This window comes from Pseudomonas sp. Irchel 3H7, assembly GCF_900187605.1.
Lineage (GTDB): Bacteria > Pseudomonadota > Gammaproteobacteria > Pseudomonadales > Pseudomonadaceae > Aquipseudomonas.
This window is the reverse complement of the sequence record NZ_FYEA01000009.1, coordinates 180728-195753: the sequence shown is the minus strand read 5'-3', so window position 1 is coordinate 195753 and position 15026 is coordinate 180728. Positions and strand designations below refer to the sequence as shown.

12 protein-coding genes are annotated in these 15026 nt (G+C 60.4%); all 12 read right to left on the bottom strand.

Features of this window, described 5'->3' with window-relative positions:
- Position 1: 1 nt before the first annotated feature.
- The 12 genes from CKW38_RS18515 to CKW38_RS18460 all read right to left on the bottom strand — a co-directional run bounded on the left by CKW38_RS18515 (position 2) and on the right by CKW38_RS18460 (position 14999).
- Entirely contained in the window at positions 2-1936 is a 1935-nt protein-coding gene (locus tag CKW38_RS18515) for a methyl-accepting chemotaxis protein (RefSeq protein WP_095113498.1), read from the bottom strand.
- 140 nt (positions 1937-2076) lie between these two features.
- On the bottom strand, positions 2077-3366 hold the full coding sequence (locus CKW38_RS18510) for an adenylosuccinate synthase (RefSeq protein ID WP_007915835.1): 1290 nt from the start codon (positions 3364-3366) through the stop codon (positions 2077-2079).
- Between the two features lie 54 nt (positions 3367-3420).
- A complete protein-coding gene (locus tag CKW38_RS18505) occupies positions 3421-4608 on the bottom strand; it encodes an ATP phosphoribosyltransferase regulatory subunit (protein WP_007915833.1) in 1188 nt (395 codons plus the stop codon).
- Between the two features lie 313 nt (positions 4609-4921).
- A complete protein-coding gene (gene hflC, locus CKW38_RS18500; RefSeq protein ID WP_007915830.1) occupies positions 4922-5791 on the bottom strand; it encodes a protease modulator HflC in 870 nt (289 codons plus the stop codon).
- Positions 5791-6963, bottom strand: coding sequence for an FtsH protease activity modulator HflK (gene hflK / locus CKW38_RS18495; protein ID WP_007915828.1), 1173 nt, complete (start codon positions 6961-6963; stop codon positions 5791-5793). The genes hflC and hflK overlap by 1 nt, the downstream gene beginning before the upstream one ends.
- Before the next feature lie 96 nt (positions 6964-7059).
- Positions 7060-8361, bottom strand: a complete 1302-nt coding sequence (gene hflX, locus CKW38_RS18490; RefSeq protein ID WP_007915827.1) for a ribosome rescue GTPase HflX — start codon at positions 8359-8361, stop codon at positions 7060-7062.
- Between the two features lie 12 nt (positions 8362-8373).
- A complete protein-coding gene (gene hfq, locus CKW38_RS18485; RefSeq protein WP_007902656.1) occupies positions 8374-8634 on the bottom strand; it encodes an RNA chaperone Hfq in 261 nt (86 codons plus the stop codon).
- Positions 8635-8729: 95 nt separating this feature from the next.
- Positions 8730-9701 (bottom strand): tRNA (adenosine(37)-N6)-dimethylallyltransferase MiaA, encoded by a 972-nt coding sequence (miaA, locus tag CKW38_RS18480; protein WP_095113497.1) that lies wholly within the window; start codon positions 9699-9701, stop codon positions 8730-8732.
- The gene (mutL, locus tag CKW38_RS18475) at positions 9701-11602 is read right to left on the bottom strand and encodes a DNA mismatch repair endonuclease MutL (protein ID WP_176472352.1); all 1902 of its coding nucleotides are present in this window, start codon (positions 11600-11602) and stop codon (positions 9701-9703) included. The genes miaA and mutL overlap by 1 nt, the downstream gene beginning before the upstream one ends.
- Before the next feature lie 8 nt (positions 11603-11610).
- A complete protein-coding gene (locus tag CKW38_RS18470) occupies positions 11611-12984 on the bottom strand; it encodes an N-acetylmuramoyl-L-alanine amidase (protein WP_371857971.1) in 1374 nt (457 codons plus the stop codon).
- Between the two features lie 57 nt (positions 12985-13041).
- Positions 13042-13512, bottom strand: coding sequence for a tRNA (adenosine(37)-N6)-threonylcarbamoyltransferase complex ATPase subunit type 1 TsaE (gene tsaE / locus CKW38_RS18465; protein ID WP_007915806.1), 471 nt, complete (start codon positions 13510-13512; stop codon positions 13042-13044).
- Entirely contained in the window at positions 13500-14999 is a 1500-nt protein-coding gene (locus CKW38_RS18460; protein ID WP_095113494.1) for an NAD(P)H-hydrate dehydratase, read from the bottom strand. Before CKW38_RS18460 ends, tsaE begins: the two co-directional genes overlap by 13 nt.
- Between the last annotated feature and the right edge of the window lie 27 nt (positions 15000-15026).

The following is a 15026-nucleotide window of genomic DNA, read 5'->3' as shown; positions in this document are numbered from 1 at the left end:
CTCAAGCCCTGAACTGCCCCAGACTCGCCTTCAACTGCGCAGCCAAGCTATCCAGCACCTTGCCACTCGCCGTGGTCTCCACCACCGCCTGCGCCGCTTTCTCGGCCTGCGCATGAATCGTCTCGACGCGCCCACGCACCGCCTGCGCACCTTGCGCCTGATGCGCCGCTGCCTGGGTTGCCAGACCAATCGCCGCGTGCACCTGCTCGACAGACGTTTGTACCGACTGCTGCAACCGCGCGCTGTCACGCAACACCAGCAAACCTTCGCTGGCCTGACGCCCGGCCTGGCCGATTGCCTCGACCGCCTCACGTGCGCCCTGTTGCAACGCGACGATATGCGCCTGAATGTCGCCGGTAGAACTTTGTGTCTTGCTGGCCAGCGCCCGAACTTCGTCCGCTACCACCGCAAAACCACGCCCGGTCTCGCCAGCGCGCGCAGCTTCAATGGCAGCGTTTAGCGCCAGCAGGTTGGTCTGCTCGGCGATCCCGTGAATTACCGTCAGCACCACTTCAATCTGCTCGCTCTGCTGCGCCAGTCGCTCGATCACTTTTGCACCGGTATCGACTTGTCCGGCCAGCGCCTCGATCAGGCTGCCGACCTTGGCGGAGGTGCGGGTGTTTTCATCAGTGGCCTGGCGAATATCCACAACCTGCTTCAACGCCGCTTGCATCGCATGGCTTTCCGATTGCGCTTCATCCGCCATTTGCGAGAGTGCGCGCAAACTCTCCGCCACTTCATCACGCTGCATGCCCGCCGCCGCATCTGCACCGGCATTGCGCAGGGTCATCGCACCAATCTCGACGCCGGTACGCTGCGCCACATCACCCGCCTCACGCACGATCGGTTGCAACTTATCCACAAAGCGATTGACCGCCGAGGCCATGTCGCCAATTTCATCGTTGCTGTTGATCTGCACACGCTTGGTCAGGTCGCCCTCACCCGCCGCCAGATCATCCATCGCGGCGTTGAGCATCTTCAGGCGATTGACGACGCGATGGCCGAGCACGACTGCCAGCAACAGCAACACGCCGCAACCGACCAACGCCAGGCCCATGCCGATCCGCCAGCGCAGGGTCGCAGCCGCCTCTTGAACAGTATTGGCGGTATTGGCTTTCATCTCGACGGCCGTTGACTGCGCCGATTGCAGACGCGCCTGCATGGCTTTGGCACTGTCGGCAGCGGCGCCTTTGAGGCTATCGCCGACCAGTTGATCACTGCTCGCGATCAGCGCGGAGAAGCGCTTGTCCAGTGCCGCCAGATCGGTTTCCACCGACGCAGTGGAAACGCCCATCAGCACCTTGCCGATTTCCACGCCATTGGGATTGATCGAGGCCTCGAGGTAATAAACCGACGGATCGTTTTTCGCCGCATCCAGCACTTTATCCAGTGCACGCTCGCCCTGGCCTTTTTCCAGCAAAGCCTTGTTGATCGGATTTTCGCGATTAAGATAACGGGTCAAATGCTGGCCGGTAGCGTCGTCGTAGACCACGAACAGCACGTTGGGATTGCGCTGGGCGCGACGGGCGAACTCGGACAGGGTCGGAACGTCGCTGTCCCACATGGCACGCGGCGCAACGGAGGCGAGCAATTGCGCCATGTCATTGGCCGAATCCTTTAGATCCTTTTCCAACGTCGCACGCAACTGCGCCTGCTCGTCTTTCAGTCGTAAAGACAGACCGGCAGTCAGCCGCTGGCGGGTGCTGGCAGACAAGGCATCGAGGCTCGACGTGACTTCACGCCCGGCCTGCTCCAGCTCAGCGGAGAGTTTCTGGCTGTCGGCGCCCAAGCGCACCGCCAAATCAGCTTCCAGCGCGGTGACGGTGCTCCGCGTCAGGGCAACCGCCACCAACACCTGCACCAAAAGGGCGATACCAAGGGTAACGAACACGGGCCGCAACAAACGGCTTTGTAACAGTGAGAGAACGGCCGACACTGTGAATCCCTCTACTTCTGACGCCATTAATTTGATGGCACTCTTGTAGACAGATTCACAGCAAAGGTCATGCCGTCCAACAGGCATAAACGACAAAGGCCCCGATGAAGGGGCCTTTGTGTTTTTACATCAACGACTTATCAAGCAAACGGATGACGCAGAACGATGGTTTCGTTGCGGTCCGGGCCCGTCGAAATAATGTCGATCGGCGCGCCGATCAGCTCTTCAACGCGTTTGATGTAGGCACGAGCGTTAGCTGGCAGCTCTTCCAGGGTCTTGGCGCCCACGGTCGATTCGGTCCAGCCCGGCACTTCTTCGTACACAGGCTGCAGGCCTACGTAGCTGTCAGCGTCGGTCGGCGCAACAGCATTGCCTTCGGCATCTTTGTAGCCAACGCAGATGTTGATGGTTTCCAGACCGTCGAGCACGTCCAGCTTGGTCAGGCAGATGCCCGAGATGCTGTTCACATCGATCGCGCGACGCAGGATAACCGCATCGAACCAGCCGCAACGACGGGCACGGCCGGTGGTCGCACCGAACTCGTGACCTTGTTTGGCCAGATGCGCGCCGACGTCGTCGAACAGCTCAGTCGGGAATGGACCCGAACCAACGCGAGTGGTGTAAGCCTTGGTGATGCCCAGAATGTAATCCAAGAACATCGGGCCAACGCCGGAACCGGTCGCCACGCCACCAGCGGTGGTGTTGGAGCTAGTCACGTACGGGTAGGTACCGTGGTCGATGTCGAGCAACGAACCCTGAGCACCTTCGAACATGATGTCTTTGCCGGCGCGACGCAGGTCGTGCAGCTCGGCGGTGACGTCGAGCATCAGCGGCTTCAGCAGCTCAGCGTATTCCTTGCACTCGGCCAGGGTCTTTTCGAACTCGATGGCCGGCTCTTTGTAGTAACCGACCAGCATGAAGTTGTGGTAATCCACCAGTTCACGCAGCTTGTCTTCGAAGCGCGGCATGTTCAGCAGGTCGCCAACACGCAGGCCACGACGAGCGACCTTGTCTTCGTACGCCGGGCCGATGCCGCGACCGGTGGTACCGATCTTCAACTCGCCACGGGCCTTTTCACGGGCCTGGTCCAGCGCCACGTGGAAAGACAGGATCAGCGGGCAGGACGGGCTGATACGCAGGCGCTCGCGCACCGGTACGCCTTTCTCTTCCAGCTTGGTGATCTCGCGCAGCAGGGCGTCAGGTGCAACCACCACGCCGTTGCCGATCAGGCACTGCACGCCTTCGCGCAGCACGCCCGACGGAATCAGGTGCAGGACGGTTTTTTCGCCGTCGATCACCAGTGTGTGGCCAGCGTTGTGGCCACCTTGGTAGCGCACTACGGCTGCAGCATGTTCGGTCAGCAGATCAACGATCTTGCCTTTGCCCTCATCACCCCATTGGGTGCCCAGGACTACGACATTCTTACCCATAACACTTGTCCTCATTCGCGCAAACTTGGTGCCGGCGATGGCCGGCAGGAAAACTCAAGAAGCCAGTGGCGATACTTGCCAAAGCCCGTTCTGCTGAATCAATTGCCGGTCGCAGTCCGCATCACGGGCGGCGGCCAAAGGTTGTCCAGGCAACGCCTGAACGACACGCTGACCCTCACTGCGCAACTGGCAAACCTGCTGCCAGAGTGCCGCATCCGTACTGTCAGGCATCCAGATACCGCCAGACGGTAGCTCGATCTCAGCACGCCCCAGGGTCACCAGGGTTTTCAAATCGGTGGAGAAGCCTGTCGCTGGACGGGCGCGGCCAAAATCTGCGCCGATGTCATCGTAACGACCGCCCTGAGCGATGGACTGGCCAACGCCCGGTACGAACACCGCGAACACCACACCAGTGTGGTAGTGGTAGCCACGCAGCTCGCCCAGATCGAAGTACAACGGCAGCTCCGGGAAGCGCGCCGACAGACGCTCAGCGATCGCCAGCAAATCTTCCAGTGCTGCCAGAACCGGCGCCGGCGCATTGGCCAGACGCTCACGGGCAGCGCTTAACACTTCACGGCCGCCGCACAGATCAACCAGCGCACGCAGCATGCCGGACAGGTCGGCCGGCAGGCCTTCGGTCAAGGTAATGACCTCGTCGATGGCTTTGCGTTGCAGCGCGTCGAACAACTGCTGCTCGACTTCACCGGACAGACCGGCGGCACGCGCCAGGCCACGGTAGATGCCGACATGACCAAGATCCATGTGCACATCCGGCACGTCGGCCAGTTGCAGCATGGCCAGCATCAGGCTGATCACTTCAACGTCGCTGCTCGGGCTGGCGTCGCCGTACAACTCGGCGCCCAACTGGATCGGGCTGCGCGAGGACGACAATGCCCGCGGCTGCGCATGCAGCACGCTACCGGCGTAGCACAGACGGCTCGGGCCTTCGCGACGCAGGGTGTGCGCATCGATGCGCGCCACTTGCGGCGTGATGTCGGCACGGAAACCCATCTGCCGGCCCGACTGCGGGTCGATGACCTTGAAGGTACGCAGATCCAGGTCCTGGCCCGCGCCGGTCAGCAGGGATTCCAGGTACTCGATATGGGGAGTCACGACAAACTCGTAACCCCAGCTCTGGAACAGATCCAACACCTGACGACGCGCGACTTCAATGCGCGCCGCTTCCGGTGGCAGTACTTCTTCGATGCCATCTGGCAGCAGCCAGCGGTCTACCGTTGCCATTACGCCATTCCCCTTTGATCCGGGCGGCCAGCCTGCGGGCGAGCCTTGAGTGAAGCAGAAAATGACCGGTCCGTTCAAAACGCACGCGCATGAACGACGCGGCGAAAGGCCTGTTACCGGCTTCGCCCATCACTTTCCTCGAAATACTCTCGGGCCATTCAACCCGATGCCTGCAACAAAAAACAGCAATCAAACGTGCAGACGCAAAAAAGCCGGGAATTTCCCGGCTGCCGCATCATACACACGTTTTCCCAAAGGATCACCCCGCCCGAGGTATTAGCCGCCGGGCGGAATGATTCAGGTCAACGGCGCATCAAGGCTTGGCCTTTTCCAGGTAGTGGAAAAAGTCGCTGCTTGGGTCGAGGACCAATACGTCGGATTTGTTCGCGAAGCTTTCACGGTAGGCGCGCAGGCTACGGTAGAAACTGTAGAACTCCTGATCCTGGCCGTAGGCCTTGGAGTAGATCGCAGCGGCCTGGGCATCACCGTCACCGCGAACCTCTTCGGATTCACGATAGGCTTCAGCCAGCAGCACGCGGCGTTGACGATCGGCGTCAGCACGGATGCCTTCAGCCAGTTCGTTACCCTTGGCGCGGTGCTCGCGAGCTTCACGCTCACGCTCGGTGCTCATACGTTCGAACACGCTGCGGTTCACTTCTTTAGGCAGATCGATGGTCTTGACCCGGACATCGACCACTTCGATACCCAGCTCTTTTTCCGCCATTTTGTTCAGCGATGCGGTGATGTCAGCCATCAGTGCATCACGCTCACCCGACACCACTTCGTGCAGGGTGCGCTTACCGAACTGGTCACGCAGACCGGACTCCAGACGACGGGACAGACGCTCGTCGGCGATTTGCTTCAGACCGGAAGTCGCGGTGTAGAAGCGCTCGGCATCTTTCACGCGCCACTTGGCATAAGCGTCGACCATCACGGCTTTCTTTTCCAGGGTCAGGAAACGCTGTGTCGGTGCATCCAGCGTCATCAGACGTGCGTCGAATTTACGCACCTGGTTAACGTAAGGCACTTTCACATGCAGGCCTGGCTGAACATCCGCCTGAACCACACGACCGAATTGCAGCAGCACCGCACGCTCGGTCTGAGCGACGATGTAGAAGCAGTTCCAGCCCACCAGCACGACAACGACGCCAACAATAAGGGCGATCAGCGATTTATTGCTCATCAGCGGGTCTCCCTTGTGCGCGATTGCGGCAGGTCAGTGACATGCGGCGTGACGTCCGTGTTGTTACTGGCGGCAGCCGAACCGGTGACCGGTGCATTGCTGCCCGAACTGTTCTGAATCATTTTGTCCAACGGCAGGTAAAGCAGGTTGCTCTGGCCGTTCTTGTTGCCGGTCACGAGTACCTTGCTGGTGTTGCTGAAGACTTCCTGCATGGTGTCCAGGTACAGACGCTGGCGGGTCACCTCAGGTGCCTTGCGATACTCGGCGACCAGTTTGGTAAAGCGGTCGGCTTCACCCTTGGCGCGCGAGACCGTCTCGTCACGGTAACCGTTGGCATCCTCAAGGATACGCTGGGCCTGACCACGGGCTTCCGGCACGACGCCGTTGGCGTAGGTTTCAGCCTGGTTGCGCGAACGCTGCTCGTCTTCACGGGCGCGGATCACGTCATCGAAGGCTTCCTGCACTTCACGCGGTGCCGCTGCGCTCTGTACGTTGACCTGAGTGACGGTGATACCGGTGCGATAGGTATCGAGGAAGCGTTGCAGACGCTCCTTGATTTCGCTGGCCATCAATTCACGACCTTCGGTCAGCACCTGGTCCATGGCGGTGGAACCCACCACGTGGCGCAGGGCACTGTCGGTCGCATGCTGCAGGCTGATTTCCGGCTGATCGACGTTCAGCACGAAGTCCTGCAGGTTGCTGATCTTGTACTGCACGGTCAGCGGCACTTCGACGATGTTCTCGTCTTCGGTCAGCATCTGGCCCTGCTTGGTGTAGGCACGCTCACGCGTGACGTTTTCCATGTACTTTTTATCGATCGGCGGGAAATAGATGTTCAGGCCCGGGCCGACAGTCTCGTAGTACTTGCCGAAGCGCAGCACCACGGCTTGCTCCTGCTCGTCGACCACGTAGACCGCGCTGTACAGCCAGACAGCCGCCAGCACAACGAGGCCGATGCCGAGCAGACCGCCGAAGCCGCCACTGCTCTTGCCCGAACCACCGCCGTCATCACCACGTTTCTTACCACCACCGAACAACCCGTTCAGGCTTTCCTGCAGCTTTCGGAAGGCCTCGTCGAGATCCGGTGGCCCCTTGCGGTCGCCATTATTGCGGCGTTTGCCACCCCAAGGATCCTGATTATTCGAGTTGCCACCCGGCTCATTCCAAGCCATAGCGCTCTCCATCTGATAAAGCAAAGACGCACCCACGGCGCGCCGACCAATGCTACAGAATGCCTGCCGTTGCGGCACAACCGCTTTGTCAGGCTTTTATTGCAAAGTGTGTTGCTCGATGAATTCCATCGGCTGCAATCCTTCGCGGCTTACCAGTCGATTCAACTCGACACGGGGCAAACGAACGGCCAGCAAACTGATGCCTTCTTCGTCGTGCTCTTCTTTCTGCACCGCACCGAGTTCGAAAAACTGCGCACGCAGTCGCGCGAATCGTTGCGGCAAGCGCAAGGTACCGATAAACAAATCACTGCCAAGTAATTCGGCAATGGCTTGTTCAAGCAACTCCAGACCACTGCCATCTCGCGCCGACAGCCAGACCCGCTGGGGCTTGCCGTTTTCGTCGCGCTGGATTTGTGGCTCAACGCCTTCAAGCAAATCGAGTTTGTTATAGACCTCGAGGATCGGCAAGTCCTGGGCACCAATCTCGCCCAGTACCACCATCACCTGCTCGATCTGCAACATGCGATCCGGTTCGGCCGCATCGATCACGTGCAACAACAGATCGGAATTGCTCGACTCTTCGAGGGTAGACCGAAATGCCTCGACCAGCTTGTGCGGCAAGTGACGAATGAAGCCCACCGTGTCTGCCAGAACAATCGGCCCCAGATCGTCCAGTTCCAGACGACGCAGGGTCGGGTCCAGCGTGGCGAACAATTGGTCGGCCGCGTAGACATCGGATTTCGTCACGTTGTTGAAGAGCGTGGACTTACCGGCGTTGGTATATCCCACCAGAGACACGGTCGGAATATCGGCACGGGAACGACCACGTCGCGATTGCTCGCGCTGGCTGCGCACCTTCTCCAGCCGCCCCTTGATCTGACGCAGGCGAACCCGCAGCAAACGGCGGTCGGTTTCCAGCTGGGTTTCACCTGGGCCGCGCATACCGATGCCGCCACCCTGACGCTCAAGGTGAGTCCAGCCGCGAACCAGGCGGGTGCTCATGTGGTCAAGCTGAGCCAGTTCGACCTGGAGCTTGCCTTCATGGGTACGGGCGCGCTGGGCGAAAATATCGAGAATCAGGCCGGTACGGTCGATCACGCGACACTCGAAAACACGTTCGAGGTTACGTTCCTGACTCGGCGTGAGGATGTGATTGAAAATCACCAGATCAGCTTCTTCAGCCTTGACCAGGTCGCGCAGTTCCTCGACCTTGCCGCTGCCGATCAGGTATTTGGCGGTTGGCCGATGACGCGGCACGTTAAAAAACGCAACGGTCTCGGCGCCGGCCGAATTAGCCAATTCCTGAAACTCCTGCGGATCTTCGCGCGCCTCAGGGTCCTGTCCATCCAAGTGAACGAGGATGACTCGTTCACCACCACCGTGGCGCTCAAAGAACAAAGGAGACTCCTATCAGGCGTTACCTGGCTCAGCGTCACCTGCTTCGGATTCGGTTGCGCTAGGCAGACGAATTGGACGAACCGGCACTACTGTCGAGATAGCGTGTTTGTAAACCATTTGGCTCACGGTGTTTTTCAGCAGGATCACGAACTGGTCGAACGACTCGATCGTGCCTTGCAGTTTGATACCGTTGACCAGATAGATGGAAACCCCAACTTTCTCTTTACGTAAAGTATTCAAGTAAGGGTCTTGTAGCGAATGCCCTTTTGACATGTGCCGCACTCCTTTAAGGATTCAATAATAAAAAATAGGTAATTCAGATGGCTTTGGCCGTCACACCCCCAAGGATAGACGGCAATTGCAAGGACTCAGCTCAATATGGAGATGGTCCCAAGGTATTTCAAGGCGCGTGGCAGATTGTCGCAATCAAGACTGTCCAGCCAGTGTATATCTTCCCAGCTGCGCAGCCAGGTGAACTGGCGTTTAGCCAATTGGCGCGTGGCGATGATGCCGCGCTCCTGCATTTCGGCCAACGTCAGCTTGCCATCCAGGTAGTCCCAGACTTGGCGGTAGCCTACCGCACGTATAGACGGCAACCCCGAATGCAGGTCACTTCTTTTACGCAGGGCTACGACCTCGTCGATGAACCCCTGTTCCAACATAATTGTGAATCTTTGTTTAATGCGCTCGTGCAGTACCTGACGATTCGCCGGGGCAATGGCCAAGTTCGCGACAGTATAGGGCAATTGTTGCAGTCCCGAAGCGGCTGCTTCAGTACTTTGCGCAGATTGTTGCTGGCGCAGCTCGGTCATGCTCTGACCGCTGACTCGATAAACTTCCAGCGCGCGACTCAGGCGCTGCGGATCGTTCGGGTGAATCCGCGCTGCGGATACCGGATCGATGGTCGCTAATTGGTCGTGCAGGGCTTGCCAGCCAAGGCGTGCAGCCTCTTCTTCGATCTGCGCACGGACCTCGGGATCGGCGGCCGGCATGTCTGCCAGGCCTTCGACCAAAGCCTTGTAATAGAGCATCGTGCCGCCGACCAGCAGCGGAATTTTTCCGCGCGCGGTGATCTCGGCCATGGCTTGCAGGGCATCACGACGGAAATCCGCAGCGGAATAGGCTTCGGCCGGATCGAGAATATCGATCAAACGGTGCGGATATTCGGCCAGCAGTTCTTTCGAAGGCTTGGCGGTGCCAATGTCCATGCCGCGGTAGACCAACGCCGAATCAACGCTGATCAGCTCGCACGGCAGCACCTTGGTCAGCTCGATGGCCAGATCGGTTTTGCCCGCAGCGGTCGGGCCCATCAGAAAAATCGCTGGAGGGAGTTGGCTCATCAACGACCGCGCAAGAACAGTTTGTCCAGATCGTCCAGGCCCAGTTGGGTCCAGGTCGGTCGGCCATGGTTGCATTGACCGCTGCGTTCGGTGTTTTCCATGTCACGCAGCAGGCCGTTCATTTCCGGCAGGGCCAGGCGCCGATTGGCGCGAATCGCGCCGTGGCAGGCCATGGTGCCGAGCAATTCGTTGAGGTGTGCCTGAATCCGGTCGCTGGTGCCGTATTCCATCAAATCCGACAGCACGTCGCCGACCAGACGGTTGGCTTCAGCCTGCTTCAACAACGCCGGAATCTGGCGGATCGCCAAGGTTTCCGGGCCCAGACGCTGCAATTCAAAGCCCAAACGCTGAAACCATGCCGCGTGCTCTTCAGCACAATCGGCCTCGCGCTGGCTCACGGCCAGGGATTCCGGCACCAGCAGCGGCTGGCCGCTGAGGCCTTCGCTGGCCATGGCGATTTTCAGACGCTCATACATGATCCGTTCGTGGGCGGCGTGCATATCCACCAACACCAGACCTTGGGCGTTCTCGGACAGAATATAAATGCCTTTGAGCTGCGCCAGCGCGTAACCGAGCGGCGGAATGTCTTCCCGACCGGCCGGCAATGCGTTGGCATTGGCTTCCGGCAGCGGTGCGAAAAACTCTCGATAAGCAGCTTGCGCCTCGGCAGCCGGCGGCACTGCCGATTGCGGACGTGGCGTGTATTGATACTGATAAGCCCCGCCAGCACTGGCACCGGACGAAGTATTGAACGCCGGTTGCGCCTGCGGTTGCTCCAGCAAGGCATTGGCCGCCAGACGCATTTCACCCTGTGGGCCGAACTCACCGGCATCGAGGCCCGTTGGCCGCACGACGGCTGTGGTCACGGAACCGGCAAGCTGATCTTCCGGACGCACATCGCCCAACGCTCGGTGCAAGGTGCCATAAAGGAAGTCATGCACCATGCGCCCGTCACGGAAGCGCACTTCGTGTTTGGTTGGGTGCACGTTGACGTCGACCGCCGCCGGATCGACTTCGAAAAACAGTGCAAAGGTCGGGTGCCGGCCGTTGAACAGCACGTCGCGATAGGCCTGACGCACAGCGTGGGCGACCAGTTTGTCGCGCACCGCTCGGCCATTCACGAAGAAATACTGCAAATCCGCCTGACTACGGTTGAAGGTCGGCAAACCGACCCAGCCCCACAGGTGCAAGCCGTTGCGCTCAATCTCGATCGGCAACGCCTGCTCAAGGAACCCCGAGCCACAGATCGCCGCCACACGCCGGGCGCGGGCCGCATCATCGTGGGCTTCATGCAGGCTGAGGATGGTCTTGCCGTTGTGGCGCAGATGAAACGCGACGTCGAAACGCGCCAGCGCGAGACGCTTTATCACTTCTTGCAGGTGATCGAATTCGGTTTTTTCGGTCTTGAGAAATTTGCGTCGCGCCGGGGTGTTGAAGAACAGGTCGCGGACTTCCACCGAGGTGCCGACCGGATGCGCAGCTGGCTGAACCCGAGGCGCCATGTCGCGGCCTTCGGTTTCCACCTGCCAGGCCTGATCGGCATCGCGGGTGCGCGAGGTCAGGGTCAAGCGTGCCACGGAGCTGATCGACGCCAGTGCCTCACCACGGAAACCGAGACTCATCACCTGCTCAAGGTCTTCCAGGTTACGGATTTTACTGGTGGCGTGACGAGCCAGGGCCAGCGGCAGATCATCGGCGGAAATACCGCTACCGTCGTCGCGCACGCGCAGCAGCTTGACGCCACCCTGCTCGACGTCGACATCAATGCGTCTGGCGCCGGAGTCGAGGCTGTTTTCCAACAGTTCCTTGATCACCGAAGCCGGGCGTTCAACCACTTCACCGGCGGCAATCTGGTTCGCCAGCCGTGGGCTGAGCAGTTCGATGCGGGCAGCAGCGTTCAACACTTCGTTCATTCTTTGGACGCCAGTTCGGTGCCTGGAATGGTCAAGTGTTGACCGACTTTCAGCTCATCACTTTTCAGGTCGTTGGCGGCGCGGAGCGTGGCCGGCGATACCTGATAGCGCACGCCGATCATCGCCAGCGTTTCGCCCGGACCGACGCGATGATCGCGCGGGCCTTGGACAATTTTGCCGGAATCACGCAACCAGGCGATGTAGGTGCCCGGTGGCGGGTTCTGCTGGAAGAACTGACGCACGCCGCTGCTGATCGAACGCGCCAGCGCTTGCTGGTGGCTCGACGCCGAGAGCTTGTTCGCTTCGTTGGCGTTGGAGATAAATCCGGTTTCGACCAGGATCGACGGAATATCTGGCGACTTCAACACCATGAACCCGGCCTGCTCCACCCGCTGTTTGTGCAGCGGCGTGACGCGACCGATATTGGTCAGGACTTTCTGGCCGACGTTTAGGCTGGAGGTCAGCGAGGCCGTCATCGACAGGTCGAGCAATACGCCGGCGAGCATGCGGTCCTTATCATCGAGGCTGACGTTACCGGCCCCCCCGATCAAGTCAGAACGGTTTTCGCTGTCGGCCAGCCAACGCGCGGTCTCCGACGTTGCACCACGATCAGACAGGGCAAACACCGACGCACCAAACGCTGCGGCAGATGGCGCGGCGTCGGCGTGGATCGAGACAAACAGGTCGGCGCCTTTCTTGCGGGCGATTTCGGTACGGCCGCGCAACGGGATGAAGTAGTCGCCGGTACGGGTCAGCTCGGCGCGGAAGCCTTTCATGCCGTTGACCTGACGCTGCAGTTCGCGGGCGATCTGCAATACCACGTCTTTCTCACGCTGACCGCGCGAACCGGACGCACCCGGGTCTTCGCCACCGTGGCCGGCGTCGATCACCACAATAATGTCGCGCTTGCCGGCCGGGGCTGGCGGCAACTTGATTGCAGGCTCGGTCGGGGTTACCGGCACCGCTGGCACGGTCGCCACCTGCGGCGTTGGCGCCGGCGGCGGTGCGGCGTCGGCCGGGTTGTCGAACAGGTCGACCACCAGACGGTTGCCGTACTGCGCGTTCGGCGCCAGCGAGAAGCTTTTCGGGGTGACGGCTTTCTTCAGGTCGATGACCACGCGCAGGTCGGTCGGCGTGCGCTGGGCCGAGCGCATCGCGGTGATCGGCGTGTTTGCGGTCTGCACATTCAACGGAGCACCGAGGGTGGCACCGTTGATGTCGATCACCAGCCGGTCTGGTGAGGTCAAGGTGAAGACGCTGTGCTGCACCGGGCCACTCAGGTCGAAGACCAGTCGCGTGTTGTCCGGCGCCCGCCACAGGCGCACGCTGTTGACCTTTGAATCGGCCACAGCGTTGACGGTTACTGCCATCAACAACAGTCCAGCGGCAGCCACCAACGCGCGAAAGCGCATACCTAACCCCATCATTTAATTGGATTCCAATGCCAAAGCGGCACACCAGGCCTCGCCACGCGAACCCTGGGATAAAATTTTCAGCGAACGCCCGCTGTCTTGCGGGCTAATGGTAATGGTCAGGTCAGGCTTTGGCAAAAAGCCTGCACCTTTATCGGGCCATTCGATCAGGCACATCGCATCGTCTTCGAAGTAGTCGCGGATGCCGAGAAACTCCAGTTCTTCCGGATCGACCAGGCGATACAGGTCAAAGTGGAAGGCGCGGATGTCACCGATTTCGTAAGGTTCGACCAAAGTGAAGGTCGGACTTTTTACCGCGCCGACATGGCCCAGCCCGCGAATGATGCCTCGCGACAGGGTGGTTTTGCCCATGCCCAGATTGCCTTCGAGAAAAATCAGGCCATGGCCTTGAGTCACGCGGGCGATCCGTGCGCCAAAGTCGCTCATGGCCTGTTCATCGGCCAGGTACAGGGTTACTTCAGACACGGTGCTTGCTCCTCCAACAACTGACGAATGGCTGGAATCAGATCACTGGCCGCCAGCCCACGGCCGAATTTTCCTTGTTGCCTACCGGCATTGGCGTGCAGCCAGACGGCCAGACACGCGGCCTCGAAACCGTCCAGGCCTTGCGCAAGCAGCGCACCGGTCAAGCCCGCCAGCACGTCGCCGAGTCCAGCGGTGGCCATGGCCGGGTGGCCTTCGTGACACAACGCCAGACGGCCATCGGGATGCGCGATCAGACTGCCCGCGCCCTTCAACACGACCACAGCTGTATATTTTTTGCTCAATGCCAGCGCCGCCGCCGGACGATCCGCCTGCACTTCGGCCGTACTGATGCCCAGCAATCGCGCCGCCTCTCCCGGATGCGGGGTGATCACGCAATCCTTGGGCAGCTCAACGAAACCGCTTGCCAGCAGATTCAGCGCATCGGCGTCCCACACTTGCGGCAATGCCGCGTTGGCCGCCGCCGACAACAGTGCGCGCCCCCAACTGGCCTGCCCCAATCCCGGACCGACCACCAGCACAGAAACTTTCTCCAGCAAACCCATCAACTGATTGGCCGATGAGGTGCCAAGCGCCATGGCTTCTGGCACACGAGTCAGTGCTGCCGCGACATGCTCTGGGCGAGTCGCCAGCGAAACCATACCCGCGCCGCTGCGCAAGGCCGTTTCGGTGCTGAGCAGAATCGCCCCGCCAAAGCCGTGATCGCCACCGATCAGCAGCACATGACCAAAGCGGCCCTTGTGCGAAGTCGGTGCACGCGCCGCCAACCCCGGAAGATTAGCCGTGTTGAGCCGTTGGGCGATGATCGGAATGTCACGATAGATGTCGGCGCTGGCCTGTAAATCGTTAAACACCAATTGGCCGACATGATCCGCCGCGTCGCCGGTGAACAGGCCGATTTTCAGCCCGATAAAGGTCACCGTAAGATCAGCCTGCACAGCGGCGCCCAGAACATGCCCGGAGTCGGCGCTTAGACCTGAAGGGATATCGACGGCAGTCACCGGCAAACCACTGGCGTTAATTGCCTTGATCGCCGAGACATAAGGCTCGCGCACATCCCCGCTCAGCCCCGTGCCGAGCAAGGCATCGAGAATGATCCCGCGCATTTCGCTTTCAGCCTGCCAGCCCTGCACCACAACACCTTCAGCCAACGCCTCGGCACGGGCCTGCGCGGCATCGCCCTGTAAACGCTGCGGATCGCCGACCGCCAACACGCGCACCGACCACCCGGCTCGCTGCGCCATGGCCGCGACCAGATAACCGTCACCGGCATTGTTGCCATGCCCGGCCAGCACCGTCAGTTCAGTTGCCGACGGCCATTGCCGCACCAACGCTCGCCACGTCGCATGGGCCGCGCGCTGCATCAATTCGAAGCCCGGCGTACCGGCGGCAATCAGCCGTGCATCGAGTTCGCGCACCTGTGCGGCGCCATACAGCGCGTCGGGTAATTGATCTTTCGTGTGCGGCATGCGTCTTCGGGCTCCGATGTCTGGCAG

Excerpts from the sequence above, each read along its gene's own strand:
- miaA (WP_095113497.1), bottom strand. The coding sequence starts at position 9,701 with ATGAGCCAACTCCCTCCAGCGATTTTTCTGATGGGCCCGACCGCTGCG.
- CKW38_RS18505 (WP_007915833.1), bottom strand. The coding sequence starts at position 4,608 with ATGGCAACGGTAGACCGCTGGCTGCTGCCAGATGGCATCGAAGAAGTA.
- hfq (WP_007902656.1), bottom strand. The coding sequence starts at position 8,634 with ATGTCAAAAGGGCATTCGCTACAAGACCCTTACTTGAATACTTTACGT.
- hflK (WP_007915828.1), bottom strand. The coding sequence starts at position 6,963 with ATGGCTTGGAATGAGCCGGGTGGCAACTCGAATAATCAGGATCCTTGG.
- hflC (WP_007915830.1), bottom strand. The coding sequence starts at position 5,791 with ATGAGCAATAAATCGCTGATCGCCCTTATTGTTGGCGTCGTTGTCGTG.
- CKW38_RS18460 (WP_095113494.1), bottom strand. The coding sequence starts at position 14,999 with ATGCCGCACACGAAAGATCAATTACCCGACGCGCTGTATGGCGCCGCA.
- CKW38_RS18470 (WP_371857971.1), bottom strand. The coding sequence starts at position 12,984 with ATGGCAGTAACCGTCAACGCTGTGGCCGATTCAAAGGTCAACAGCGTG.
- CKW38_RS18510 (WP_007915835.1), bottom strand. The coding sequence starts at position 3,366 with ATGGGTAAGAATGTCGTAGTCCTGGGCACCCAATGGGGTGATGAGGGC.